This window comes from Limosilactobacillus caccae (genome assembly GCF_900156885.1).
GTDB lineage: Bacteria > Bacillota > Bacilli > Lactobacillales > Lactobacillaceae > Limosilactobacillus > Limosilactobacillus caccae.
The window spans coordinates 554499-580917 of sequence record NZ_FTOY01000010.1 but is presented as its reverse complement, the minus strand read 5'-3'; the positions used below and the strand labels follow the sequence as shown (position 1 = coordinate 580917).

10 protein-coding genes are annotated in these 26419 nt (G+C 44.4%); all 10 read right to left on the bottom strand.

The genetic code is table 11. The features are described from left to right. Nucleotides 1-13: 13 nt before the first annotated feature. The 10 genes from rsmG to CZ502_RS05745 all read right to left on the bottom strand — a co-directional run bounded on the left by rsmG (nucleotide 14) and on the right by CZ502_RS05745 (nucleotide 25958). Nucleotides 14-739, bottom strand: coding sequence for a 16S rRNA (guanine(527)-N(7))-methyltransferase RsmG (rsmG, locus tag CZ502_RS05785; protein ID WP_076460470.1), 726 nt, complete (start codon nucleotides 737-739; stop codon nucleotides 14-16). A 167-nt stretch (nucleotides 740-906) separates the two neighbouring features. Then, nucleotides 907-1797, bottom strand: a complete 891-nt coding sequence (locus tag CZ502_RS05780) for a 3-hydroxyacyl-CoA dehydrogenase (protein ID WP_076460468.1) — start codon at nucleotides 1795-1797, stop codon at nucleotides 907-909. A 109-nt stretch (nucleotides 1798-1906) separates the two neighbouring features. After that, nucleotides 1907-2818: a ribonucleoside hydrolase RihC gene (gene rihC, locus CZ502_RS05775; RefSeq protein ID WP_076460466.1), complete on the bottom strand. Its 912-nt coding sequence runs from the start codon at nucleotides 2816-2818 to the stop codon at nucleotides 1907-1909. 83 nt (nucleotides 2819-2901) lie between these two features. Then, entirely contained in the window at nucleotides 2902-4104 is a 1203-nt protein-coding gene (locus CZ502_RS05770; RefSeq protein WP_076460595.1) for a NupC/NupG family nucleoside CNT transporter, read from the bottom strand. 929 nt (nucleotides 4105-5033) lie between these two features. Then, nucleotides 5034-6383 (bottom strand): amino acid permease, encoded by a 1350-nt coding sequence (locus tag CZ502_RS05765; protein WP_076460464.1) that lies wholly within the window; start codon nucleotides 6381-6383, stop codon nucleotides 5034-5036. A gap of 293 nt (nucleotides 6384-6676) precedes the next feature. After that, nucleotides 6677-7420, bottom strand: coding sequence for an amino acid ABC transporter ATP-binding protein (locus CZ502_RS05760; RefSeq protein ID WP_076460462.1), 744 nt, complete (start codon nucleotides 7418-7420; stop codon nucleotides 6677-6679). 1 nt (nucleotide 7421) lies between these two features. Continuing rightward, complete coding sequence (locus tag CZ502_RS05755) at nucleotides 7422-8885, bottom strand: ABC transporter substrate-binding protein/permease (protein WP_076460460.1); 1464 nt, start codon at nucleotides 8883-8885, stop codon at nucleotides 7422-7424. A 298-nt stretch (nucleotides 8886-9183) separates the two neighbouring features. Then, complete coding sequence (serS, locus tag CZ502_RS05750) at nucleotides 9184-10491, bottom strand: serine--tRNA ligase (protein WP_076460458.1); 1308 nt, start codon at nucleotides 10489-10491, stop codon at nucleotides 9184-9186. A gap of 1020 nt (nucleotides 10492-11511) precedes the next feature. Then, complete coding sequence (locus tag CZ502_RS10615; RefSeq protein WP_143457274.1) at nucleotides 11512-11694, bottom strand: hypothetical protein; 183 nt, start codon at nucleotides 11692-11694, stop codon at nucleotides 11512-11514. 437 nt (nucleotides 11695-12131) lie between these two features. Next, nucleotides 12132-25958, bottom strand: coding sequence for a mucin-binding protein (locus CZ502_RS05745; RefSeq protein ID WP_076460456.1), 13827 nt, complete (start codon nucleotides 25956-25958; stop codon nucleotides 12132-12134). Nucleotides 25959-26419: the final 461 nt, after the last annotated feature.

Below are 26419 nucleotides of genomic sequence, written 5' to 3'. Positions count from 1 at the left end.
TCCACTCCTTACTCTATTGAATTGGTTTCTTGTTTGGTAGCCCTGGACGCCGCGGATACTTCCCCGGAGTTGGCTTAACCTTATCAATCACAATGATGTTTCGCTCTTCATCAATCACGGGTAAAGTTAAGGCAACTTTTTTGCTGACTTCTCCACCGAGTTTCTTGATGGCCGCACCACCCTGTTGGAGTTCTGTTGGGGCCGCGCTCGCCTTGTAAGCAATAAATTCGCCCCCGACCTTTGCCGCTGGAAGGCATAGTTCACTAAGGACTGACAGGCGGGCAACTGCCCGTGCGGTAACGACATCATACTGTTCCCGGTGTGAACTCTTCTTAGCACTAAAGGTCTCGGCACGATCATGGACCAAACTAACATCTTGCAGGCCAAGCTTGGCTACTAACTCTTCAAGAAAGGCAATCCGCTTATTCAACGAATCAACAATCGTTACCTTTAACTGTGGGAAAGCAATCTTTAAGGGCAGCGATGGGAAACCAGCGCCAGCACCAATATCGCAAAGGGTAAGGCTTGCACTCTGCAACCGTGGTTCTGCTAGCGCCCCGGTTAACGAATCATAGAAGTGTTTAAGGTATACTTCATTTTCTTCCGTAATCCGTGTTAGGTTAACATGTTCATTTGTTTTGACCAACATCTGATAGTAACTTGCAAATTGCTGCATTTGCACTGGTGAGAGGTCAATTCCGTGATCTGCTAATGCACGGTGAAATTGTTCAGGATTCATGTATTAATACTCCTTTCGTGAAACATTTTGTGTTTCACGTTCCCTATTACTGTACCGTAAATCATCCCTGCTTGCAACCGGAACGGGCTTTTCTCCGCCTATTTTAAATAATAAAAAAGCAGGATAATTAAAAAGCAAACATGCTTTCTTTTTCCTGCTTAAACTGGTTATTTCTTTAGGAATTCAGGGTCAGCAAATTCCGGATGTGGGTAATGGTAGAACCCTTGCCCGGCTTCTTTTCCATCATGACCTTCTGCAATCATTTTCTTCATCTTATCAGCAACTGCTTTATGACTCTCGTCCTTAGTTGCGGCATAAGTGTTCATTTCAATTTGCGCCGCGGTCCGTAAACCAACCATGTCGAGGATCGCAAACGGCCCCATCGGTGCGCCGGTTGAAATCATCCAATCCTTGTCAATTATTTGCGGTTCCGCAACCCCCTTTGCCCAGAGGCCGAGGCCGGCAGATAGTAACGGAATCAGCAAGGAGTTTAAGATGTAGCCATGCTGTTCCTTGTGTAACTCAATCGGAACCATTTTTATTTCCCGGGAAAAGTCGATTGCTTGGCTAGTGATTTCCGCCGCTGTATCACTTGTCCTCATTACTTCAACAACGTTAAAGAGCCAAATACGATTAGCAAAGTGTAAATTCAAGAACTTCGTTGGCCGGTCCGTGAATGGGGCAAGTTGACTCGGAATAAAGGTTGATGAGTTGCTTGCAAAAATCGTCTTGGCCGGGGCTAATGCTGATACCTTCTGGTAGAAGTCTTTCTTGAGTTCCAAGGACTCGGGGAGTGCTTCAATCATCAGGTCAGCATCTTCTACCGCCGCACCGATATCATCAGTAATAAGCGTAATGTTGTCCAGTCCCTTTTGGAAGTCTTCATCGCTTAAGTGAAGGTCACGCTGGTAATCTTCTTTTAAGGCATTGATCCGCCGTGTTGCGGTATCAATATGGTGGTTATATACCGTTACTTCAAAGCCTGACAGCGCTGTTTGGTAAGCAATTTGACTACCAAGAACACCCGCACCAGCAATCATTATCTTCTTAAAAGTCATCTTCCGCCATCTCCTTTACTTTGTTACTACCATCATAACAGAAAGCGCTTTCGATAGCGATATAAAAAAGGACTTGGCAGCTTAGCAGCCAAGTCCTTTTCCAGTAATTTTACATCTTGATCTTGCTTACTTCATCGAGGAACCACTTGTTAAAGTAGTCAGCATCGATATCTAAGCAAACAGTAGCGTTGGTCTTACCATCGTGGTAGGCACCACGAATGTCACCAACAAGGGCACCGATTGCAGGACCATCAGTTTGAACATCTACCCACATCTCCTTCGTGGTAAATGCTTCTGGGTGAAGCAGGTAGAAGATGGTGTTAACATCGTGCATTGGCCGTCCCTGGTCACTACCATCATTGTAGTGGGTGATCAATGCGTGGAGCATTTCCCCGGCCTTGTTCATGCTACCTAATTTTTCAATTGTGTCAGCAGTTAATAAGGCTTTCAAGGTAACGTCAAGGCCAACGGTTACAATTGGCACACCAGAATTGTACATGATCTTTGCTGCATCTGGATCAGTAAAGACGTTGAATTCAGCAACACTCGTCATGTTACCACCAGAGAATGAGCCACCCATTGCAACAATCTTCTTAATGTGGCTCTTTACTTCTGGGTATTGGCTGAATAGCAATGCGATGTTAGTGTATGAACCAGTTGGTACTAAGATCACTTCGTCTTCTGCCATGATAGCATCATGAAGTGCTTCAACCGCTGTCTTATCCATTGGCTTACCATAGTCATCGCCAAAGTCGTAACCGGGCATCCCTGATTCACCGTGGATGCGGGCAGCATCTTCAAATGGCTTGATCAGTGGTTGTTCTGCACCAGCAGCAACCGGAATATCCTTGCCAAAGAAGTGGATAATCTTCAAGGCGTTAGCAGTTGTCTTATCAGCACTAACATTACCAGCAACTGACGTAACCAACTGCAAGTCAATTTCGGGGTCGTTAATGGCCATCGTTAAAGCAGCTGCGTCATCAATTCCTGGATCAGTATCCATAATAATTTTAGTTGTCATTGTAATCTCTCCTTATCAGATAAATTGCAAGCGTTTACGAAATTAGGGTTAAAAAAAGCAGCCTTTACAGCTGCTTTTCAATTTTACCAAACGAATAAACCAACAAAGGCTGCAGATAACAGTGATACCAAGATACCAGAAAGTAAGAGGTAACCAATGTTAGATGCGATGTAGTCGTTATCTTCCTTGCTTGCTAATCCCTTGAAGGCACCGATAACCATACCTAAAGTACCGAAGTTAGCAAATGAAGTTACGAAGACAGTCAAGCAAGCCTTTAAGTGTTCTGGGTAGTGGGCGATTTCGCCGGTAACCTTACCCATAACAACGAATTCGTTAGTAACAAGCTTCATCCCCATGTCTTGTGCAAGTTGCCATGCTTGGTCGACTGGGAGACCCAGTAACCATGAGAATGGGAACATGCAGACACCCAAGATACTTTCGAGTGAAAGTGGCTTCCAGAACAATGCTAAGACCTTGTCGATCAAGGCAGCTAAAGCAACGAAGGCAACAACGTTAGCGATGATGATAAGGATTAACTTACCAGCGCCAAGGATTGAGTCACCCAAGAAGCTGAAGAATGGTTCCTTCTTACCGTTATCAGAAGCACCAACCTTTTCGATGGTGTCGTCTTCTGGAGCAACGGTAACAGGGTTCAACATACTAGTGGCAATTAATGAGTTAATAATGTTGATTGGAACAGCAGTTAAAATAAATTGCCCAGGCATCATTTCAATATATGCACCCAGAATCGAAGCAGTAATACAAGACATCGACATCATGGCCAAAGTCAAGTTACGTTCCTTACCCATCTTACGGATTTGCATACCAGAAACGGCCAAAACTTCAGTGTTACCTAAGAACATCATTTCTACAGCAAAGAATGATTCGAACTTAGGCTGACCAGTGATGAATGAAAGTCCACGTCCGACCCACTTGATAATCCATGGCAAGAGGCCGATGTACGTCAAGATGTCGAACAGTGGAACAATCATCAGGATTGGCATCAAAGCAGAACAAATAAAGTTCAGGCTCTTAGTGTTGTACCAATCACCTAATGCAAAGACAGTCCCTTGTGCGGAGACATCGACAATCCAAACGAATCCGTCTGCGGCAGCCTTAACACCTGCACGTCCAGCGGAAGAACCAACCAAGAACCATGCAAGAATAAGGTTTAATACAATCATGATCCCAACGGTCTTCCAGTTGATGGCTTTGCGGTTCTTTGAGAACAACCAGCCAATCGCGAGGAAGACGACTAGACCAATAATGTTAATAATCAAATACATAGACATGGCTATGTACCCTCCCTTAAAAAAATTTATTAACCGCCGTTCCAAATAAGATATCGTAAATATAATAGCATTGGTGGCTAATTAACACTTTAAGAATATCTTTAAACGAGCGCTATGTAAAGCGCTATCTAATATCCACTTTGTGAATTTCCGTCTTTTTACTTACTATAAAGAAATGAAAATTAACTAAAAACCAAGTAACTCGTAAAAACCAAAACCCCATAAACCATTTTACTTATTTCACAAACTTTTTAAAAAATATATGAAAGCGTTGTCATGTAATAACAAAAAGAAAAAGAGACATGCCGTCACTTAATCGCTATTGTGACGTGTCTCTTTTCGCCCCTGCCAAGGATTTTTTATTATACTCGTTTCTTATTTTTTGAGCAATTTTTCGCGATATTTTTGGAAATACGTGCGCCTTCACAAACTTTCCCGAAAGTTTTAAACAATAAAAGAGGATGAGATCCTTTCCCATCCTCAAATCTCACGTGAAAAAGCACAGCTGATTCATTATTTCAAGATTCGTTATGGTAACTTTGTTTCTGCTTAATACGAGGAACTTAAGCTTAGTTTGCTGTAGATATGGCCACTAATTATTTTCAGCTAACATTCTTTTGACGGAAAGCAAAGTGTTTCATGTGGAGTGGGGTGTTGTTAATTATTTATGCAAAAATCTAATTAACTTATTTTCAAAACAATTTATTATGAGAAGATGTTTGTTAAATTCAGCTGCCTGCCCTTTCACATCTTTATTATAACTTTTCCACCGCTATTTATCAATTTAATCGCTCAACAGCAAGAAAGAAAGCGCTTATCATTAATAGACAAAAAGGACGCTTTTATTACTTATCAGTCCACTGCTGAACCATTACTTGGTAAATGCTAATAAAAAAGATTGGCGTTCTTGCCAATCTTTTTTATTATTTATTCTTCTTCAAAAAGCCGTAGCCATACGCTAGCAAGGCAAAGATGATTACCGAGAGAATCAGTGGAATCCTTGTCGAATCAATAAAGAGCAAGATTACGAGGACTGCCAGGAAGAAGATGATCGTTAGCCAGCTGGTAACTGGGTAGCCTGGCATCCCAAAGCCGTTGATCCCCTTTGGATTTTGCTGACGGTACTTAATGTGGGCCGCCAGAATAATAATCCAGGTAAAGATAAAGGTAATCGTTGAGATTCCCGCGATCACGTCAAAAATCCCTGCCGGCATAATGTAGTTCAAAATAACGGTGATAAACAAAATCAATGATGAGAAAGTTAGGGCATTGTTAGGAACGGCCTTGGCACTTAACTCACCAAACCGTTGTGGTGCATTACCACTGTGCGCCAGGGCGTACAGTGAACGACTAGTACTAAAGATCGCACTGTTTGTCGCAGACATCGCTGCCGTTAATACAACAAAGTTTAGGATTGCCGCAGCCCCGGGCACACCGATTGCTGCAAAGACTTGGACGAACGGGCTTGAGGTCGTCTTGATCTGTGACCAGGGGTAAATTGCCATCATCGCAATCATCGACCCAATGTAGAAGAGCCCGATTCGCACTGGCAAAGCGTTGATCGCCTTTGGAATATCTTTTTGCGGGTTTTTGGTCTCACCAGCAGTCAGTCCTACCATTTCAATCCCCACAAAGGCAAAGACAACCATCTGAAAAGACATCAGAAAGCCTAGTGGACCAGTTGCAAAGAAGCCGCCCTGGTGGACCAGGTTACCCAAAGTTACCGCCCGGCCGTCAACATGGCTATGCATCACCACTAAGACGAGCCCGACAACAATTAATGCCAAAATCGCAATTACCTTAATCATGGAAAACCAGCTTTCCAGTTCCCCAAACAAACCAACGTTCACCATGTTAACCAGCATCAGTAAAATAACAATTACCAGCGGCCCCACCCACTGTGGAAGGTTGGGAAACCAGTACTTGAGATAAATACCCGTTGCCGTTAAATCAGCCATAGCGAGGGTTAGCCAGCAGGCCCAATACATCCAACCGGCAACAAATTCCATCCGGTCACCAAGGTATTCTTTGACCGAATCGATAAAGGAATGTTTAGAAGTATCAGCTAAAATCAGTTCTCCCAGCGCACGCATCATAAAGAAGCAAAAGATGCCGACGATTAAGTACGAAAGAATGATTGATGGCCCTGCCTGGTGAATCGCCGTTCCTGACCCAAGAAAGAGTCCGGTCCCAATCGCCCCACCAATAGCAATCATCGTCACATGGCGACTCTTTAGCGACCGTTCTAACTTCTGTTGTTGTTTTTCGTCCATAATATGCCTCCTTCAGATTTACTTTGTAAAAACGCTTTCTAAATAAATAAAAGACGTTCCTGGTTAATACCAGGGACGTCTTTTAACGCGGTTCCACCCATCTTTATAGCCATAATGACTACCTCTCAGTCGATAAGGAAACCACCCCATTCAAACGTTCGTGCCATTTAATTGGTTCCTGCTTTCAGCGTAGGCAGGACTCTCTGTTTACCAATTATTAGAAGTTACTCATTATTATAAAGCTTATCCTTCATTTGTCAAATCAGACGCTTCCGCGTTCGCACGATAATTCACTACACATTCAACACCTTATCCAAGAAGTTCTTGGTATCGGCCTGTTGCGGGTGATCAAAGATATCTTCCGGCGTTCCTTGTTCACGAATATCACCATCATGGAAGAAGACCACCCGGTCGGCCACCTGCTTAGCAAACCCCATTTCGTGGGTAACAACAATCATCGTCATCCCCTGCTGAGCCAGGCGCTTCATCACCTCTAAGACATCACCGACCATTTCCGGGTCAAGCGCACTCGTCGGCTCATCAAACAGCATCACATCTGGCTTCATTGCCAGCGCCCGGGCAATTGCGACCCGCTGTTGCTGACCCCCAGAGAGCTTAGTAGGGTTTGCGTTCGCCTTATCCTGCAAACCAACTAAGTCGAGGTAGTGCATTGCCGCTTGCTGTGCTTCATCCTTATCCATCTTCCCTAGTTGGACGGGGGCCAGGGTAATATTGTCCAGCACGCTCATGTTGGGGAAAAGGTTAAAGTGTTGGAACACCATCCCGATATTTTCCCGGACCTTATTAATATTAACCTGGGGATCAGCAATATCATAGCCATCAACATAGACGTGCCCACTATTGGGCTCCTCCAGCTTGTTGATACAACGCAAGAAGGTACTCTTCCCCGAACCGGAAGGCCCAATCATGCAGACTACTTCATTGGGCTTAACGTTGAGGTTGATCCCCTTTAACACTTCGTTACTCCCATAACTCTTATGCAGGTCTTTAACCTGAACTTTATACCGTTTATCCATCTTAAGCCATCCTCTTCTGTACGTAATTCGATAACCATGTCAACAAGGTAATGATGATGATGTAGATCACTGCAATAATTGTCCACATCTTAAAGCCTTCCATATTTTGGGAAATAATCACCGTCCCGGTCTGGGTCAGCTCCATCACACCGATTGCGGAAAGAATCGAGGTATCTTTCAAGGTAATAATGAACTGGTTAACCAGTGAAGGAACCATCAGCTTGAAGCCCTGGGGAGCGATAACCTTAATCAAAGCCTTGCTGTAAGGCAGCCCGAGACTTCTGGCGGCCTCCCACTGCCCGACGTTAACGGATTCAAAGCCCCCCTTGACGATTGCCCCGATATAGGCACCTTCGTCTAAGGCCAGGGTAATGATTCCGGCAAGAAATAGCGGCACCTTATGACCAATCACGTTTGGCAATCCCATGTAAATGAAGAATGCTAAAACAATCATTGGGATTCCCCGGAAAATATAGATCAAGGTACTGGAAATTGCATTAGCAAACTTGTTATTAACAATTCCCAAAACACCCAGGATAATCCCAAAGATCATCGCAAAGATAATTCCGATAACCGTTAATTCAATTGTCATCCATAAACCACGAAGTAGTGCTCCCCGGTTGGCTTCTAATAAGCCCATGAATGTCCGATCAATACTCGTCTTGCTTGCCTTCGTATCCTTAGTGTACTTGTCAATGATCTGCTTCATTTGGCCAGTGTCATTTAACCACTTAATCCCATCATTGATCTTCTTTTGCAGGGCAAGATTTTTCCCTTTTTGGAAACCAACGGCAATCGGTTGGGCGTTGATTGGCTTCTTAGTAAGGATCTTTAGCGGCACCCCATTTTTAATCCCGTATTCAAGAACAGGACCATCATCAAAGGTGGCGGCGGTATTACCAGTCTTTACATCGTTCCACATCGTGTTTGACGAGTCGAAGTAGCGAATCTTGTAACCATACTTTTTCTGGTTATCCTTTAAGTAGATTGCTGCACTCGTCCCCGCCTTAGCAGAAACCGTCTTGCCTCGCAGTTGCTTCATTGACTTGATGTTGCTATCCTTAGCAACCGCCATCACAACCCCGTCCGTGTAGTAAGGCGTTGAGAAATCATACTTTTCTTTCCGCTCATCAGTTACACTCATCCCGGCAATGACCGCGTCAACCTGGCCTGATTCCAACGCCTGCAGGTCCCCGTTGAAGCTCATTGGCTTAAACTTATACTTAAAGTGTTCATGCTTAGCAATCTTCTTTAGGATTTCAATTTCAATCCCCGGGTTTTTACCGGAATAACCACCCTTGCTATCCTGAATTTCAAATGGTTCAAAGGTATTATTAGTCGCAAAGGTGTAAGTTGGTTCGTCGGCAGCAGATACCCGCTGGGGTTCAACCACCTGCCACCCTACTACAATTCCAAGAATTGCAACAAAGGCTGCGATTAGTTTTTTCCAATTGTTGCGCTGCATCTATACCGACTCCTTTTAATCAAATTTTAACGTTGATAATACCTTATCATTGCCACTCGCTAATGTGAACATCATCGCCAAAAGCGTGTGTTTAACTAAGCAAGTCAACTAGTCGAGCAATTGATTAACAAGAATTCGCCAAGCTTTTCTTAACTTTATTAAGTTTAAATTTTATCTTCGATGAGATTTTTCTTATTTTAAAAGCGACATTTCCCGGGAAATATTCCCCGAAATTTAAAAATAAAAAGAGGCGAAGTTAAATTCAGCCTCTTTATGGTTATATTAGGATTCTGCGCTCCTACTTATTAAGCTTGTTACGGAATGGCACGGCATTTTCCTTCGTAATCTTAGTTACCCCATGCATGTATGGCACTAAGACTTCTGGGATTGTTACAGAGCCATCTTCGTTTTGGTAGTTTTCAAGAATTGCGGCAACCGTCCGACCAACAGCAAGGCCCGAACCATTCAAGGTGTGAACGTACTGGAGCTTGCCATCTTCATCCCGGTACTGGGTGTGCATCCGCCGGGCCTGGAAGTCCAGGCAGTTTGAGCATGATGATACTTCACGGTACTTGTTTTGGGCTGGCATCCACAATTCGATATCGTGGGTCTCAGAAGCAGTGAAACTCATATCACCAGTGGTCAAAGTGATCACGTGGTATGGAATGTCGAGCTTCTTCAAGATGTTTTCTGCGTTGGCAGTCATCTTTTCGAGTTCATCCCATGAGTTTTCTGGCTTCGTATACTTAACCATTTCTACCTTATTGAACTGGTGCATCCGGATCAATCCCCGGGTATCACGACCAGCAGCCCCGGCTTCAGAACGGAAGCACGGCGTTAATGCAGTAACGTATACTGGCAATTCTTCACTAGGAATCACTTCACCCCGGTAGTAGTTGGTCAACGGTACTTCCGCCGTTGGGATCAGGGTCATATCTTCACCATTAACTTGGTAAACCCCTTCCTTAAACTTCGGGAATTGCCCCGTACCGTACATTGAAGCAGCATTAACAATGTATGGTGGTAATACTTCGGTGTAGCCATCCTTCATGTGTTCATCAAGCATGAAGTTGTAAACGGCCCGCTCTAATTGCGCACCAAGGCCAAGGTAGTAGACAAAACGGGCACCAGAAACCTTGCCGGCCCGGTCAAAGTCAAGGATCCCCAGGTTTTCACCAACGTCCCAGTGGTGCTTAGGTTCAAAGTTGAAGTCACGAACCTTTCCCACCTTCCGCAGTTCAACGGCGCCATCTTCAGTCAGGCTAACTGGCACACCATCATGGGGAATGTTTGGCAAGTGGGCCATCTTATCATGCAATTCCTTGTCATTGGCCTCGACTTGTTCATCTAATTCCTTAATCTTATCGCCAAGTTCACGGGTCTCCTTAATCGCATCGTCAGCAGCTTCACCGTTACGCTTAGCTTCCCCAATCTTCTTTGACGCTTCGTTTCGCTGGGCCTTCATTGTTTCAGTTTGTTGAAGCAAGTCCCGCCGCTTCTTATCAAGGGCAAGCACTTCATCAATCTCTTCGGCCTTAACACCACGCGTCGCTAACTTTTCCTTAAAGAAGTCTGGTTCTTGCCGGATCTTTTTAATATCTAACATCGTATTTCCTCCTATATAAAAAGAGCCACTTCATCCTCAATATTTTGGGACGAAATGGCTCTGGTTCCGCGGTACCACCCAAGTTTGACAAATGTCACCCTCGTAGTAGATAACGGCTACTAACCGTGCGGCATTACCCGCCCACATACTCTTGCACCGGAGTTTCGGTCAGCAGCTTCCACCACCCGCTGCTTCTCTAGATGACCTACTTGAAATGCAACCGTGTTTTTTATCTGCACCTATCTTATTACACTTCGGTTAATTTATCAATCGAATTTTAATTTAAAAACAAAAAAGAGACTGCGTTAATATCAGTCTCTTTTTTGGTTAGTTTACGCACAACTAACTTTGATAGTAAGCACCATTCAACATTAAACTTACTACCAAGCGGCCGCATGTGATTAGGCTTAGCACATTAGCTCAATCACTGCATTTCTGTGCCGACTTTTGCGGGTATCATTTTGTATTTAAACATGTATGTGTACCGTCGGACCGCTTCTTTAATAGTTGTCATTAACAGTATTACAGTAGTCATTTACACTTACTTGATAAGCTTGGAGAAACATAACAACTGCTTACCGCTGTTGGCGAAGACAGTAAGCTTACATTCCTAACTATCTGGGGGAGGTAAAGCTACTGTTTAGTTGCTTAAAGTTAAGTATTCGGGGGTTTCTTATAAGCATTATTAACCGTCTGACATCCCATCGCCGTAGCGTTCGCTATATAAATGATACCCTGGTTGTAAGGTTAAGTACCTTACACACTGTTAGGGAGCGGTGGTAAGTAACAGGCAATGCACAAAAAACTGTTACTTTCTATTTAACTACTTAACTGTTACCACCATTGAGTTAAGCGACAACCGCTATTGTACCCCATCCTCAATAGGCATCGGGGGTCGCCTAAAGTAGCAAGGACCACAATAACCTATCCGCCAGTTATAAGGGAACTAGTCCCAAGCCAACCGGCGCATACTTGTCACTATCTATCAGAACCTATTAAGTCATGCAATAATCACTTGTATCATAAATAAAAGGTAAAAAGTTCTTCAAGATAAGTAGTGAACTGCACATGATCACTACCAGGTTGCGCCTCATTCAAGGTTGTCAGTTGAATGGGTGTCGTTGCCTGTTGGCAAGCCTCACCGTAACCTGCAACGAGCAGGTGGCAAAACTGGCTATTCGGTAGGTAAATACTCACAATCAAGCTGGTATTTACCTATCTCAACTTTCACCTATTATTTTACCCGTGTTATTAATATTTGCAACTGGTTTATCGCTAGAAAATCAATATTTAACTAGTTATTAATTTTCTCTTTGCTTTTATATCAACGTTTTAACAGGTGAATATAAATTTATTAATTGTGAAATTCATTTTATATAAATGAAGCTTTTTTCATATGATTATCGTTGTTCTCAAAACTCTTTATCGTTTGATTAGCTTCTCACAAAAGCGCACAAACTTTTCCGTTCACGCAAAAAGACCCACAGCTCAATCTGAGCCGTGGGTCTCTCTATGCGTCGAGTTTGTTGCTATGAATCTGTTAAGCCACTATATCCATTGCATCGTTGTTAAGTCTTTGCAATAAACCTTCATCAATTAACCACAACTCTCCGCATATCTTTCATCCGTTCAACATCAACTTAGTCTTCCTTGCGGCGCTTCTTACCAGCAACTAACATGCCAGATAATCCAAGGGCTGCGAGACCTAAGGCGGCAGCAGAGTCGCCAGTTTCATTACCAGTTTGTGGCAATGTCTTGGCAGCTGGTTGAGCAGCCGGTGCAGGAGCCGGAGCATCTGCGTGTGGCGTTACCGGTGCCTTTGGTGCAGGCTTAGCCGGTTCAGCTGGCTTGCTTGGCGTCTGTGGCGTTACTGGCGTTGGCATCGTGTAAACAACTGGCGTATCTTCAGTTGGGTTAACTGGCGTTACCGTCGTTACACTTGGTGTCATGCCAGGGATTTCTGGAACACTTTCGTTTGGTACAACCTTCGTTGGGTCTTCTGGATCATTTACGTATGGCTTAACTGGAACACCAGGGATCCGGTTGCCACTAGGGTCAACTGGGACGATGTTACCAATCTTGCTGTAGGTAACCGTTTCTTCAAGGTTTTCTTGAACCGCCTTCTTGGCTGGAACTACCGCCTTGTCGGCTACGTAGCCATCAACTACTGGTACCTTAACAGCGTCATAATCAGTAATGTCAGAAGTCCAGTTTTCATCTGGGTTAGTGATTTCACCAGTAACCTTGTCGATGATCAATGTCCGGCCCCAAGTTGAAGTTTGAACATCATCCTTGCTCAACTTGTTACCGTTGTTGTCAACGAAGTGAACTGTTGAAGTGTATTCCTTCTGGTAGTTGTCCTCTGATGGCCACTTTGGTCCGTTCGGTTCGCCAGGGTTGATTGGCGTACCTGGAGTGTGTGGATTGTTAGGGCCAACTGGAGCGTGACCGTGCTTCAAGACAACGGTGAAGACTTGGTTTACATCATCATCGTGGTCATAAGTTGCGTCTGCTGGGAAGCCATCCGTTACTAATTCGTAACCTTGGTTTTCAAGGGCCTTGATCTCATCATCGGTGCTGTAGTTGATCTTCTCCCCTGGCTTACCAACTAAGTTACCAGAAGTTGCGATCTGAGCGTTGTTATTATCTTGGTCGATGTAGTTAACAACAGCTGTTTGATCGTTTGCTGGCTTTGGTACAACCGTGTCCTTCGTGTAAACAACCGGAGTGTCAACACCAGGGTTTTGTGGTGTTACCGTTGGTACGGAAGGAGTGTAACCAGGAATTGATGGTACCGGTTCGTTTGGTGTTACGTTTGTTGGGTCACTTGGATCAGTTGGGTACTGTGGTGTTGGCGCATTCGGAATTGGGTTACCTTGTGGGTCAACTGGCACGATCTTACCGTTTGGTGCGTACGTTACAGTTGATTCGAGGTTATCCATTGTTACCTTGTGGCCGTCCACTTGTGCCCGGTCAGCGTAGTAGCCGTCGACAACTGGGGTCTTAACGGCATCATAGCTGTCCTTGTTGCTGAGCCATTCCGTGCTCTTAACGATCTCACCAGTTACGTTATCAACGGTGATTGTCCGCGTCCATTGAGCATTTTGGACGTTGTCAGCTGGGTTGTTGTTGCCGGCACCAACGTAGTGAACCGTTGCCGTTACATCCCGTTGGTAATCAACGTCATCATTGGTTACCTTTGGACCTTCTGGGTAGTTAGGGTTCAATGGTTCGCCCGGCTTACCTGGGTTGTTCGGATTGAAGTCCGTTGTCGTGTGTGTGAAGTGGACCGTGAAGTTTTGGTCAACACTGTCATCATCATCGAAGACAACCCCGTTTGCTGGGTAATCATTGCTTACTAACTTGTAACCTTGGTTGATAAAGTTCTTGATCGTGTCAGCTGTCCGGTAGTCACTGGTTGAACCAGGCTTACCAGTCAACTTAGCGATATCAAGGGTCTTGTTAGTATCATCGTCAATGTAAGTTACCGTTGCGTGCTGGTCGTTGATAATTGGGTTGTAGATAACCGGAGTATCAACGCCAGGGTTTTGTGGCGTTACAGTTGGCGTTGATGGGGTAAAGCCAGGAACTGATGGTACTGGTTCGTTTGGCGTTACCTTTGCAGGATCACTTGGATCAGTTGGGTAAGTTGGTGTTGGTGCACCTGGAATTGGGTTACCAGATGGGTCAACTGGAATGATCTTACCGTTGTGAGCGTAACTTACCGTAACGGTGTAGCTATCAGTCTTGTGGTTAACAGTTGTGGCATCAACGTTTACGTTATCACTGCTGTCACGACTTACCCGCGTTACGTGGTAGCCGTCAACTACTGGCGTCTTAGCACCAGCTAAGTTACCATCACCAGTCCAAGTAATTGGCGTAATCCATTCACCAGTTACCTTATCAAGTACCCCGTTACCTTCGAAGTGGGCAGTTTGATCAATTGGGTTTGATAACTTGTTGCCATTTTCGTCAACGTATTCGATCGTCCGGGTTACATCAGTTGAAACCTGATCAGAATCAGCTGGGTACTTCGGACCTTCTGGGTCGTTCGGGTTGATTGGTTCGCCTGGCTTACCTGGGTTTTGTGGGTTAACTGGTTGGTGACCGTGCTTCAATACTACCGTAAATGTTTGGGTAGTGTTGTCGTCGTCATCAAATGTTGCCCCGGCAGTGAAGCCATCGCTTACCAATTCGTAACCTTGGTTTTCAAGAGCCTTGATCTCATCAGCAGTGCTGTAGTTGATCTTGTCCCCTGGCTTACCAGTTAAGTTACCAGAAGTTGCGATTTGAGCGTTGTTGTTATCTTGGTCAACATATACAACAACCGCATTTTGATCGTTTACGATTGGGTTGTAGACAACCGTCGTATCCTTAGTTGGGTTTTCTGGCGTTACGGTTGGTACGGAAGGTGTGTAACCAGGAATAGTTGGTACTGGTTCATTTGGTGTTACCCCAGTTGGATCAGCTGGATCATTAGGGTAAGCCGGTGTTGGCGCACCTGGAATTGGGTTACCAGATGGGTCAACTGGAATAATCTTACCAACCTTGTGGTAAACAACCGTCGTTTCAACGTTTGGCTTGTCAGTCGTTGCGGTCAAGCCACCGGCAGTCTTCACTTCGGCAACGTAACCAGGAATTACTGGGACGTTAACTTCGCCAAACTTGTGGCTAGTTTCATTCCATGAACCTTCAGTGATGATCTTGCCAGTTACTTCATCGACAACGTCTGGTGTCCGCGTAAATTCACTAGTTTGAACATTGTTGTCACGCAATGGGTTACCATTTTCGTCGACAAACTTGATTGTTTGACTAGCTGGGATGTTTTCGCCGTTCTTGTTAACTTGGCCGTTTGGTGCGTAGTTAACAGTAACAGTGTAGCTATTGCTGTCGTGGTTAAGGGTTACGCCAGCAACGTTTGTCCCATCAGCATCTTGGCTGACGTAAGTTACGTGCATGCTATCAACTGTCGGTGAAGTTACCCCGTCAACGCTTTGGGCTGGTGTCCAGCTAAGTTGACCATCTGGGATAATCTTGTCGCCATCAACCGTTACTAACTTACCAGTAACGTTATCAACCGTTCCGTTAGCTTCAAAGTGAACAGTTTGTTCAACTGGTGCAGCCACTGGCTTACCGTCTTGACTGTTAACAAAGTTGATTGTCCGCGTTACATCCTTTTGCAAGTCAGTTGGGGTGTAGCCACCACCTGGGTTGTTAGGGTTTACCGGACTCGTGGTGTGCGTCAAGTGAACAGTAAATGCGTGTTGACCGTCAACAGCAAATGTGTAACCAGCTGCTGGGAAGTCATCGCTTACTAACTTGTAGCCCTTCGCAACGTAACCATCAATGGAACTCTTCGTTGAGTAGTCACTTGCCTTGCCTTCAAGACCGTTCAAGCGGTCAACCTTCAAGGTTCCACCAGTAACATCGTCAACGTATGTGACAGTTACTTGAACATCCTGACGGTAAACAACATTCGTGTCCTTAGTTGGATCTTGTGGTGTTACCGTTGGTTCATCTGGCGTGTAACCAGGAATTGAAGGTGTTGGTTCGTCTGGCGTTACCGTTGTTGGATCAGTTGGATCGTTAGGGTAAGCAGGCGTTGGGGCACCTGGAATTGGCTTGCCAGATGGATCAACTGGGATAATGTTACCAACCTTGTGGTAAACAACCGTTGTTTCAACATTTGGCTTGTCAGTCGTTGCCGTTAATCCACCAGCAGTCTTGACTTCCGCAACGTAACCAGGAATTACTGGGACGTTGATTTCGCCAAACTTGTGGCTAGTTTCGTTCCATGAACCTTCAGTAAGGGTCTTACCAGTTTCGGCATCAATTACATCTGGTGTCCGGGTAAATTCGCTAGTTTGAACATTGTTGTCACGCAATGGGTTACCATTTTCGTCAACAAACTTGATTGTTTGACTAGCTGGAATGTTTTCACCGTTCTCATCCTTGGTACCGTTCTTCAAGTAAGTAACAGTAACATCGTAACTGTTGCTATCGTGGTTAAGCGTTACGCCAGCAACGTTGATTCCGTCAGCATCACGACTAACCGTCGTTACGTGCATCCCATCAACAACTGGTGACTTAACACCATCAACACTTTGGGCTGGCGTCCATGATAATTCACCAGCACCAGTGATGTTACCGTTCTTATCAACGGAAACAAGTTGGTTAGTAACCTTATCAAGGGTTCCGTTAGCTTCAAAGTGAACTTCTTGGCTAACTGGTGCAGCTACTTGAGCACCATTTTCAGCGTTGATGTAGTTGATCGTCCGGGTAACATCCTTTTGCAAGTCAGTTGGGGTGTAACCACCGCCTGGGTTGTTAGGGTTAACCGGTTGCGTACCGTGCTTCAAGTGAACAGTAAAGCTGTGTGAACCATCCTTAGCAAATGTGTAACCAGCTGCTGGGAAGTCATCGCTTACTAATTCGTAACCCTTAGCAAGGTAGTCATCGATGGATGTCTTCGTTGAGTAATCACTCTTCTTACCTTCGGCACCACTGAATGAATCAGTCTTCAATGTTTCCTTAGTAGTGTCATCGATGTAAGTTACCGTTGCATCAATCGTTGCCCGGTAGACAACAGTGGTGTCCGTACCTGGGTTTTCTGGCGTTACCGTTGGTTCGTCAGGCGTGTAACCAGGGATTGATGGTACCGGTTCGTTTGGTGTTACATTCGTTGGATCGCTTGGATCAGTTGGGTATTGTGGTGTTGGTGCGTCTGGAATTGGGTTACCAGATGGATCAACTGGGATAATCTTACCGTTTGGTGCGTAATTTACAGTAACAGTGTAGTTATCCTTCGTGTGATCAAGCGTTGCCGCATCAACATTAACCTTGTCCTTGCTATCGCCACTTACACCAGTAATGTGTGAACCTTCAACAAATGGACTCTTAACGGCTGGAACAGTTTGGGCACCGCTCCAAGTCAATGGCGTAATCCACTTACCAGTTACCTTGTCAAGAACACCTTCGGCAGTAAAGTGAGTTGGTTGTTCAACATCACTGCTTACCTTGTTACCACTTGCATCAAGGTATTGGATTGTCCGGGTAACATCCTTAGTTACCTCATCAGATTCAGCTGGGTACTTTGGCCCTTCTGGATCGTTAGGGTTGATTGGTTCGCCCGGCTTACCTGGGGTTTGTGGGTTGACCGGTTGATGACCGTGATTGAATGTAACAGTGAAGACTTGTTCGTTACCTTCAACGTTATCGAAGGCAGCCCCTTCTGGGAAGCCGTTGTTAACAAGAACATAACCCTTGTCAGTAAGCTGCTTAATTACGTCAGCAGTACTGTAGTTGATCTTGTCACCGGCCTTACCAGTCAATTGTGGTGATTCTTCAATCACCTTATTGTTTTCATCTAAGTCAATGTATTGAACCTTCGCGTGTTGATCCTTGGCTACTGGGGAGTAGACAACGGTCTCATTAAGGTCCTTTTGCTCAGTTGGCTTAGCTGGAACTTCCGTCTTGTTAGGAGCAAAGTCCGGAATTTCAGGCGTTGGCACAGCATCGTAACTATCCTTGTCTGGAGCCCAATCAGTGTCGTATTGACCGCCTGGAATAATCGCACCAGTTACGTTGTCAATCGTAAGGGTTCTTGTCCAAGTTGAAGTTTGGACATTGTCCTTTGGTGTTTGACTGCCGGCACCTTCGTAGTGAACAGTTGAAGTGTAGTCCCTGCTGTATTCATCCTTATTAACCTTTGGATTTGGATTCTGTGGGTTAACAGGTGAGTAGCTGTGAACAAAGTGAACTTCAAAGATGTTGTGAGCCTTCTTGAAGACTTGGTCACTAGTAGTGAAACCATCAGATACTAGCTTGTAGCCCTTTGAAAGGTAATTGTCGATCCGTCCCTGGGTGGAGTAGTTGATCTTTTCGCCAACGTAACCCTTAATTGAGTCAACAGCGCCTAAGATTTGATGAGTAGTGTCATCGTAGTAGGTAACCGTCCCATCAACCACTTGGTTGTAAACAACTTGCTTGTTCTGGGTTGGATCCTCTGGCGTTACCGTTGGAACAGTTGGCTCGTAGCCAGGAACTTCTGGAACTGGTTCATTTGGTGTTACCTTCGTTGGGTCCTTTGGATCGTTTTGGTAGTCAGGTGTTGGGGCGTCTGGAATTGGGTTGTGATCTGGATCAACTGGGATAATCTTACCAATCTTGTGGTAAACGATCTGGTTTTCCACGTTTGGATTGTCGATCGTTGCAGTTAAACCAGGAGCCGTCTTCTTTTCAGCAACGTAACCAATAATTACCGGCGCGTTAACTGAGTTAAACTCATGGCTTTGCGCATCCCATGAACCATCAGCAATCTTATCACCAGTTACCTTGTCGTAGGTGTTACCAGAGAAGTGGAAGTTGCTGTTTTGAACAACTGCATCCGCAATTTCAACACCATCATCATCAACAAACTTAGTCGTTTGACTTGCTGGAACATCCTTGACATCACGAACTTCCTGACCATTTGGTGCGTAAGTTACGATTTCCGTGATATCTTGTTGGGTTACCTTCGTTGCTGGAATTGTTTCCTTATCAGCGTGGTAGCCTTCAACAACTGGCGTCTTAACTTCGTCGTAGCTCGTCTTTTGACCTGGTGCAATTGCCCAATCAGTGTCTAACTTACCGTTTGGAATAATTTGACCAGTAACTTGATCCATTGTTAAGGTACGAGTCCATTGGGAAGTTTGAACATTGTCCTTTGGAGTCTTGTCACCGGCACCAACGTACTTAACAGTTTCCTTAACATCCTTTTGAACTAATGATGGATCGACACCATGAGGATTATTAGGTGTTACTGGAATAAGGTTGTGGACAAAGTGAACTTCAAAGTCGTTACCAGTCTTAGCGTAAGTTTCATTACCGTCTTTAAAGCCGTTTGAAACTAACTTGTAACCCTGCTTTTCGTATTCCGCAATCCGATCTGCTGTTGAGTAGTTAATCTTGTCGCCGACGTAACCACCTGGTAAGGCAACCGTGTCTAAGGTTGTCTTGGTAGTGTCATCGATGTACTTAACAGTCCCTTGAACAGCCTGCTTGTAGACAACTGGGGTATCCTCTGTCGGCTTAGTTGGCGTTACCGTTGGCGTATCAGTCGTCCAACCTGGCACATTAGGCGTTGGTTCGTTTGGTGTTACCTTGGTTGGGTCCTTTGGATCGTTTTGGTATACCGGTGTTGGTGCGTCTGGAATTGGGTTTCCTTCTGGGTCAACTGGAACAATCTTACCAACCTTGTGGTAAACAACCTCGTTTGTAACGTTTGGATTATCAATCGTTGCAGTCAAGCCATCCGCAGTCTTAGTTTCTGCTACATAACCATTAATTACTGGCGCATCAACGGCGTTAAACTGGTGGCTTTCTTCATTCCATGAACCAGCCTTGATCTGCTTACCAGTAAACTTGTCGTAGGTGTTACCAGAGAAGTGGAAGTTGCTGTTTTGAACAACGCTAGTAGCGAGTTCCTTACCGTTTTCGTCAACGAACTTAGTTGTTTGTGTTGCTGGAACGTCCTTTTGATCCTTAACTTCTTGACCGTTTGGTGCGTAAGTTACAGTAACATAAATGTCATCTTGAGTAACCTTAGTTGTTGGAACAGTTTCCTTATCAGCGTGGTAGCCTTCAAGTTCAGGAGTCTTCACTTCGTCGTAGCTTGTCTTTTGACCTGGTGCAATTGCCCATGGCTTATCAAGCTTGCCACCTGGAACAATCTTCTTGTCAACATTATCGTAAGTCAACTGAAGAGTCCATTGGGAAGTTTGAACAACATCCTTAGGAGTCTGGTCACCGGCTCCCGTGTAGTGAACTGTTTCCTTAACATCCTTAATAAGATTCCGTGGATCCATGCCGTGTGGGTCATTAGGAGTTACTGGAGTGTAAGTGTGTACAAGGTGAACTACAAAGTCGTTACCATCTTGCTTGTAGACTTCCTTGCCATCGCTAAAGTCGTTAGATACTAACTTGTAACCACTGTCTTCGTAACCCTTGATTATCTCAGCAGTCGTGTAGTTAATCTTGTCACCGATAAAGCCTTGGAACTTATCAGTCTTTAATGTCCCGCCAGTCGTGTCATCAATGTACTTGATTGTACCGTGGATAACTTGCTTGTAAGGAACTGGCGTATCCACGGTTGGGTCTGCTGGCGTTACCTGTTGACCAGGGTTAACTGGGAAGTAATCATTAACGTCTGGAATTGGTTCGTTTGGAACAACCTTGGTTGGGTCAGTTTGATCATTTTGGTATTGTGGTTGCTTTGCACCAGGAATTGGCTTCTTGGTGATGTTGTCAACCGGGATGATCTTACCAATCTTGTGGTAAACAACCTTGTTTTTAACATTTGGATCCTTGATCGTTGCAGTCAAGCCATCCGCAGTCTTAACTTCAGCAACGTAACCCTTAATTACTGGAGCGTCAACGGCGTTAAACTTGTGGCTTTCTTCATCCCATGAACCATCTTTAATCTTCTGACCAGTAAACTTGTCGTAAGTGTCACCACTGTAATGGAAGCTACTGTGTTGGACAACTGGCTTAGCAAGTTCATTACCCTGTTCATCCTCAAACGTAGTCGTTTGACTTGCAGGAAGGTCCCGAGCATTCTTAACTTCTTGACCATTTGATTCGTAAGTTACAGTAACGTCAATGTTTTGACTATTCTGCGTAATCCCATTGATAGCTGCAACATCATTACCATCGGCGTGACTTGAAACATTAGTTACGTGGTAACCAGTTTCAGCTGGTGAAATAACCTTATCAAACGAACCACTTTCTGGAGTCCACTTAATTGATGGTGTAGCGGTATTGCTCTTATCAACAACCCAGGCGCCATCCTTGTCTTGCTTAGCATTTGCTAATTGACCAGTAACCGCGTCAACATAGGTTGAACCAGTGAATCTTACCTTTTGTGTTGCGTTGCTTGGAGCTTCGCCCTTGAATTCAGTGTCGTCTGAATTCTTGTAAGTTACCGTTAAGGTTACGTCCTTAGTTAAGTTGGCTGGGTCAACTAACCGCTTACTATCTGGCGTCTCTGGAACATCTGTTGGTGGCGTATCTGGTGTTACTGGAACAACGGTGTGTACCAAGTGAACGGCAAAGTTATTACCATCTGCCTTGTAAGTTTCCTTACCATCCTCGAAATTGTTGGATACGAGCTTGTAGCCTTTGTTTTTGTACTCAGCAATCTTGTCAGCAGTTGTGTAATCAATCTTCTCGCCAACGTTACCCTTAAGGTCGTCAGCCTTTAGTGTCTCACCAGTAGTATCGTCAATGTAAACAACCTTACCAGTGGCAGGAATTGCATCCTTAACGTAAACAACTTTAGTATCCTTGGTTGGGTCCTCTGGCGTGATCGTCTCTTGCTTAGGATCTTGTAAGTGCCAACCTGTAATCTTAGGAGTTGGTTCGTTAGGTTCTACCTTGGTTGGATCAGTTTGATCGTTGGTGTAAGGCGTGTTTGGTACATCCTTACCAGGATTTGCTGGGTCAGGAATTGGGTTACCTTGTTCATCAACCGGTACAATGTTACCAACTGGCTTGTAAACAATCTCGTTATTAACATCTGGATTATCAACAGTTGCTGTTAAACCAGGAGCAGTCTTTGACATTGCAACGTAACCAGGAATTAACTTGGCAGTAACAGGGTCAAAATTAATACTTTCCTTGTCCCATGAACCGTCTTTAATCTTCTGATTAGTTACCTTGTCATAGGTGTCACCTGAGTAGTGGAAGTTGCCGTTTTGAACAACTGACTTGGCAAGTTCCTTACCATTTTCGTCAACAAACTTAGTCGTTTGACTTGCAGGAATGTCCTTTTCACCCTTAGTTTCTTGACCATTTGGTGAGTACTTGACAGTAACATTAATATCGTCTTGAGTAACCTTAGTTGCACCAACAGTTTCCTGATCTGGGTGGTAACCTTCAACTACCGGAGACTTAACTTCAGCGTAGTCCGTCTTGCTTGGCGTCCAATCAGTATCATACTCACCGTTTGGAACTAGTTTACCAGTAACCGCGTCCTTCGTTAAGTTACGAGTCCAAGTAGCATTTTGAACATTATCCTTAGGGGTCTTGTCACCGGCACCCACATAATGAACGGTTTCCTTAACGTTCTTTACAAGTTCGTCCGGACTTACACCGTGTGGGTTATCTGGCGTTACTGGAATATGGTTGTGGTCGTAGTAAACGTTAACCACCGTATCCTTTGTGGCAGCAGTTACGTCTTGACCAGCAACTACCGCTGCAGGCCTCTGATCGTCAAAGCGTGGTGCCTTGTATCCATTACCTGACAAGTCTGGTGATTTAACTGCACCCCAGTTGCCATCAATTACCCAGTTATCATTTTCCGTGTAAGTACCGTCATTGTTCATCGTCCCGTAGGCAACAAAGTTACCCTTTTCATCAACGATCACGCCACGGTGCATTGAAGCAGTTTGCGTTACCGGGTTATCCTTGATTAACTTAGCTGGAATCTTCTCGTTTGTTACGCCATCCAAGTAGTTAATCGTCCGGGTAACAGTCTGAACTTCATTCTTGCCCTGACTGTAGATTGGCGCATTGGTCAAGGTAACAACGTAGGTTGGACCTTCTGCAGGAACTGGTTGACCAGCAGTTAAGGTTGCCTTAGTTACGCCCTTTACATCGTAAACCTTGTTTGGTGTGTTGGTGTAATCATCAGAAACAAGACGGTAGCCATTTTGTTTATAGCCGTCGATCCGGTTAGTAGTTGAGTAACCAGTGATTGGACTAGCAATTGCTTTGCCGTCTTGATCAAAGACAACATTACCCTTTGCGTCAGTCTTCAATGGCATGCCCTTGATGTCATCAATTGCTCCAAGTTGCTTACCATTTTGGTCAACGTACTTAACGTGGGCAATTTGTGGACCAACTTCGATAATTTCGTCTTTCTTAGTGTTAAGAACGGTTGTCGTTGTTACTGTCCCGTTGTTGCCCTTGCTAGTGTCTAATGTTTCCTTACCAGTGTATGGGTCAACCGTGTAGTAAGTAGTAGTGGTTGTCCGCTTAAGGCCGTCAACCCCTTTTTGAACAATCCGTACCTCTCCTGGCTTCAGGTTATCGTTCTTGCGAATAATCACTTGGTATGGATCAACTTCTTGGGTAGTCTTATCCTTTTGCGCTGGAATTGTCGTTGCAACTAAGACTAACCGTTGTGAGTTCAGTGGGTCAAACCCAGTATCCTTATTAGAAGGACCACTAGCATACTTATTTGCAGGAGTACCAGTCTTATGGTCAACAGTGTCAACCCCTTGAATATCACTACCAGAGACAACGTGTCCTGGCCATTCGGAAAGGTTACCACTATGACTGTACTGAGTTGCTAAGCCAGTGATGCCTGACCACCACTTGTCAGAAGAATTAATAAAGCCTTGGATTGATTGCTTAATGTTTGCTGGGGTGTTGTCATTGAAGGTAATGTTACCATCGTTCAAGTTGTTGTTGTTCCACTTGAAGATGTAGTATGACTGACCAGTAGCATCGATTAAGCCATCACCCATTGAGTAGTAAAGGTTACCAGCATGTTGGTGACCGACAACAGTAGCGTTCTTTTCCCAGTTAACGTACTTAGCACCGTCAATCTGGAAAACGGTGTGAGGGTTACCCAATGGGAAGGAGAAGATCTCCCCGTAGAAGTCATTGTAGTCAGATTGACCATCAAAGGTGGCGTTGTTCCCAACGTAAACTTCCGGCTGGGCATTCGAGTTAATGGAGATGATGTTCATGTTATCATCGTAGACATTTCCTGAACCGTGCCGGTTAACTAACTGGTAACGGAAAACAGCATCGTGTTCTACCCTGAATTGACCATTTTCACCTAAACCGATGAAGTTACCACCAGCGAACATACCAGAGCGGTCCTTCCCATCAGAGGTAAGGAGTAATTGTGATTGTGGTGAAACATTAACCGAACTAAATGCATCCCCTAAGAGGCCAGCACCGTTACCCTTACTATCAATGTGAATGACACTGTGGTTACCAGTAGTAAAGTTACCACGGTTACCGATAAGGATCCCGTCACGACTCTTAATGTTCATTTGGGTAGAATCACCAAGGACTACTGAGTTATTAACATTTTGGTAGTCGCTTTGTGTCCGTCTTACATTCCGGTTGTTGTACCAAGTGGTCATCGGGTTAGAGCCCGGTTGAACAGTAATATTACCACCAAATGGCTCACCGAAGTTAATTGCCCGCCCGTGGCCAGCATCAATATTTACTTGGGCACTATCACCAGTAATGAAGTGACCATTGTCAACAGCACGTACTGCTGAAGAAGCGTTATCAAGGCTTGATCCCTGTTCATTAGCCCGGGTAGCATTGCCCGCTTCTTTCAAGTTAATGTTCAACTTACCGTTAATACCAACATTAACGGTTCCTAAGTCATTAGTTGGACGAGTTGAACCGAAAGTTGAGCCATCGTAGTTAAAGGCTGCGGCCCCACCAGTTAAGGCGATCCCGTCACCAGTGATGGCACGGTTAATGTTTAAGGTTGCCCCTTGTAAGACATTAACCCGTTGCGCAAAGATGTTCGCACTCTTCCAGTTATTGGTGTTAGCACCACGCCAAGTATTACCAATTTGTGCAGTGAGTTGGTCATTAGTTAAGGTCTTCGCGTTGCCGGCATTAACATTTGAGTTAACTTCTCCGCGAATGTTAACTGTCCCGCCCATTACGCTACCGTTAACGGTAACATCGTCAAGGGTCAAGATAGCATTGTTAGTAAGCGCAGAGTTTTGACCAAGGTTTAATACCGCCCCGTCAACCCCGTGGATGGTGAAGTTATGGTTTACATTAAGGTCACCAAAGCCATTAATATTACCGTGAACATTTACACCACGAACGCTGAAGTTGTTTGCAGCAGCTTGCAATTCGTTAAAGCTAGAAACATCACGGTACTGGCTGTAATCAGGCGTTGTAGGTGCAGCAGTTGGCTTAGCTGCATTTTGGTTAGTAGAATTGCCTAATAATTGGTTTGCAAAGCCACCAAGACTATTAGCAACACCGGACCAGTCGATCTTACTACTTGCTAGGGCTCTGACTGGCATTGCTTGCCGGCCATTATCCTTAACATTAAAGGTCTGGGTGTCTGCTGATTCGTCTTGAGCTGCAACAGCAGCACTAACCGCAGCTTCGTAGTCATTAGCAGTTGGTGTCTTAACATCACCTGCAGTGGCTTGTGAAGCAGCAGAAGTACTGTTGCTTTGGTTTTCAGTAGTAGCCCCCTTCAGCGTTGAAGCATTTGCTGAATTTAATGTTAAATTGTGATCAGTTTGTTTGGCATCAGTATCTGAGGAAGAAGCATTTGCGTTAACAGTAGAATCTGCAGAAGCAGTCCCTGCTGCAAATGTGAATCCAAGTAAAACAGAAGCTACACCAATTGATAATTTCTTAATGGTGAATCGCTGTTTTTTGGGTTCATATTTCTTAATCTGTTCTTCCCAGTTATTATTCGATAACATTCCTGTGTCCCCCTTTTTAGGCTAGTTTAATTAAATAAATAAACACAAATAAAAAACAATGCACATATGACTTGTTTATACTTACTAATATAAAGGTTCTAGCCCAAAAGGCAACACATTTGTGGCAGTTATTTTTTCGGTCTTTTTATCGTTTTGGCTTAAACAGTGATAAATGCCAGTAATGGCAAGGGTTTATCAATGGTCACATTTTTGCAAATTTTTTTGATTTTTTATGAACAAATGAAAAACTCTTCATGTATCAATAACCAATTTTCGCTTATCATTGTTATAGTTTTAGAAACCATAAGCCGTTCTTACTTACACAAGCGTTTTCACGTTTGCCGTTTTCTATTTTTCGTTGCAAAAATGCACTCTACTATTTGTATTCACCTATCCCATTTTAGGTATATTTATCATTTTATAAATTAAGCATGTGATATTTCAGCGCTTTGAAACAATCA

Bases quoted from the DNA above. Each gene is read 5' to 3' on its own strand.
- CZ502_RS05755 (WP_076460460.1), bottom strand. From the start codon at position 8,885: ATGCAGCGCAACAATTGGAAAAAACTAATCGCAGCCTTTGTTGCAATT.
- rsmG (WP_076460470.1), bottom strand. From the start codon at position 739: ATGAATCCTGAACAATTTCACCGTGCATTAGCAGATCACGGAATTGAC.
- CZ502_RS05770 (WP_076460595.1), bottom strand. From the start codon at position 4,104: ATGTATTTGATTATTAACATTATTGGTCTAGTCGTCTTCCTCGCGATT.
- serS (WP_076460458.1), bottom strand. From the start codon at position 10,491: ATGTTAGATATTAAAAAGATCCGGCAAGAACCAGACTTCTTTAAGGAA.
- CZ502_RS05760 (WP_076460462.1), bottom strand. From the start codon at position 7,420: ATGGATAAACGGTATAAAGTTCAGGTTAAAGACCTGCATAAGAGTTAT.
- rihC (WP_076460466.1), bottom strand. From the start codon at position 2,818: ATGACAACTAAAATTATTATGGATACTGATCCAGGAATTGATGACGCA.
- CZ502_RS05765 (WP_076460464.1), bottom strand. From the start codon at position 6,383: ATGGACGAAAAACAACAACAGAAGTTAGAACGGTCGCTAAAGAGTCGC.
- CZ502_RS05780 (WP_076460468.1), bottom strand. From the start codon at position 1,797: ATGACTTTTAAGAAGATAATGATTGCTGGTGCGGGTGTTCTTGGTAGT.
- CZ502_RS05745 (WP_076460456.1), bottom strand. From the start codon at position 25,958: ATGTTATCGAATAATAACTGGGAAGAACAGATTAAGAAATATGAACCC.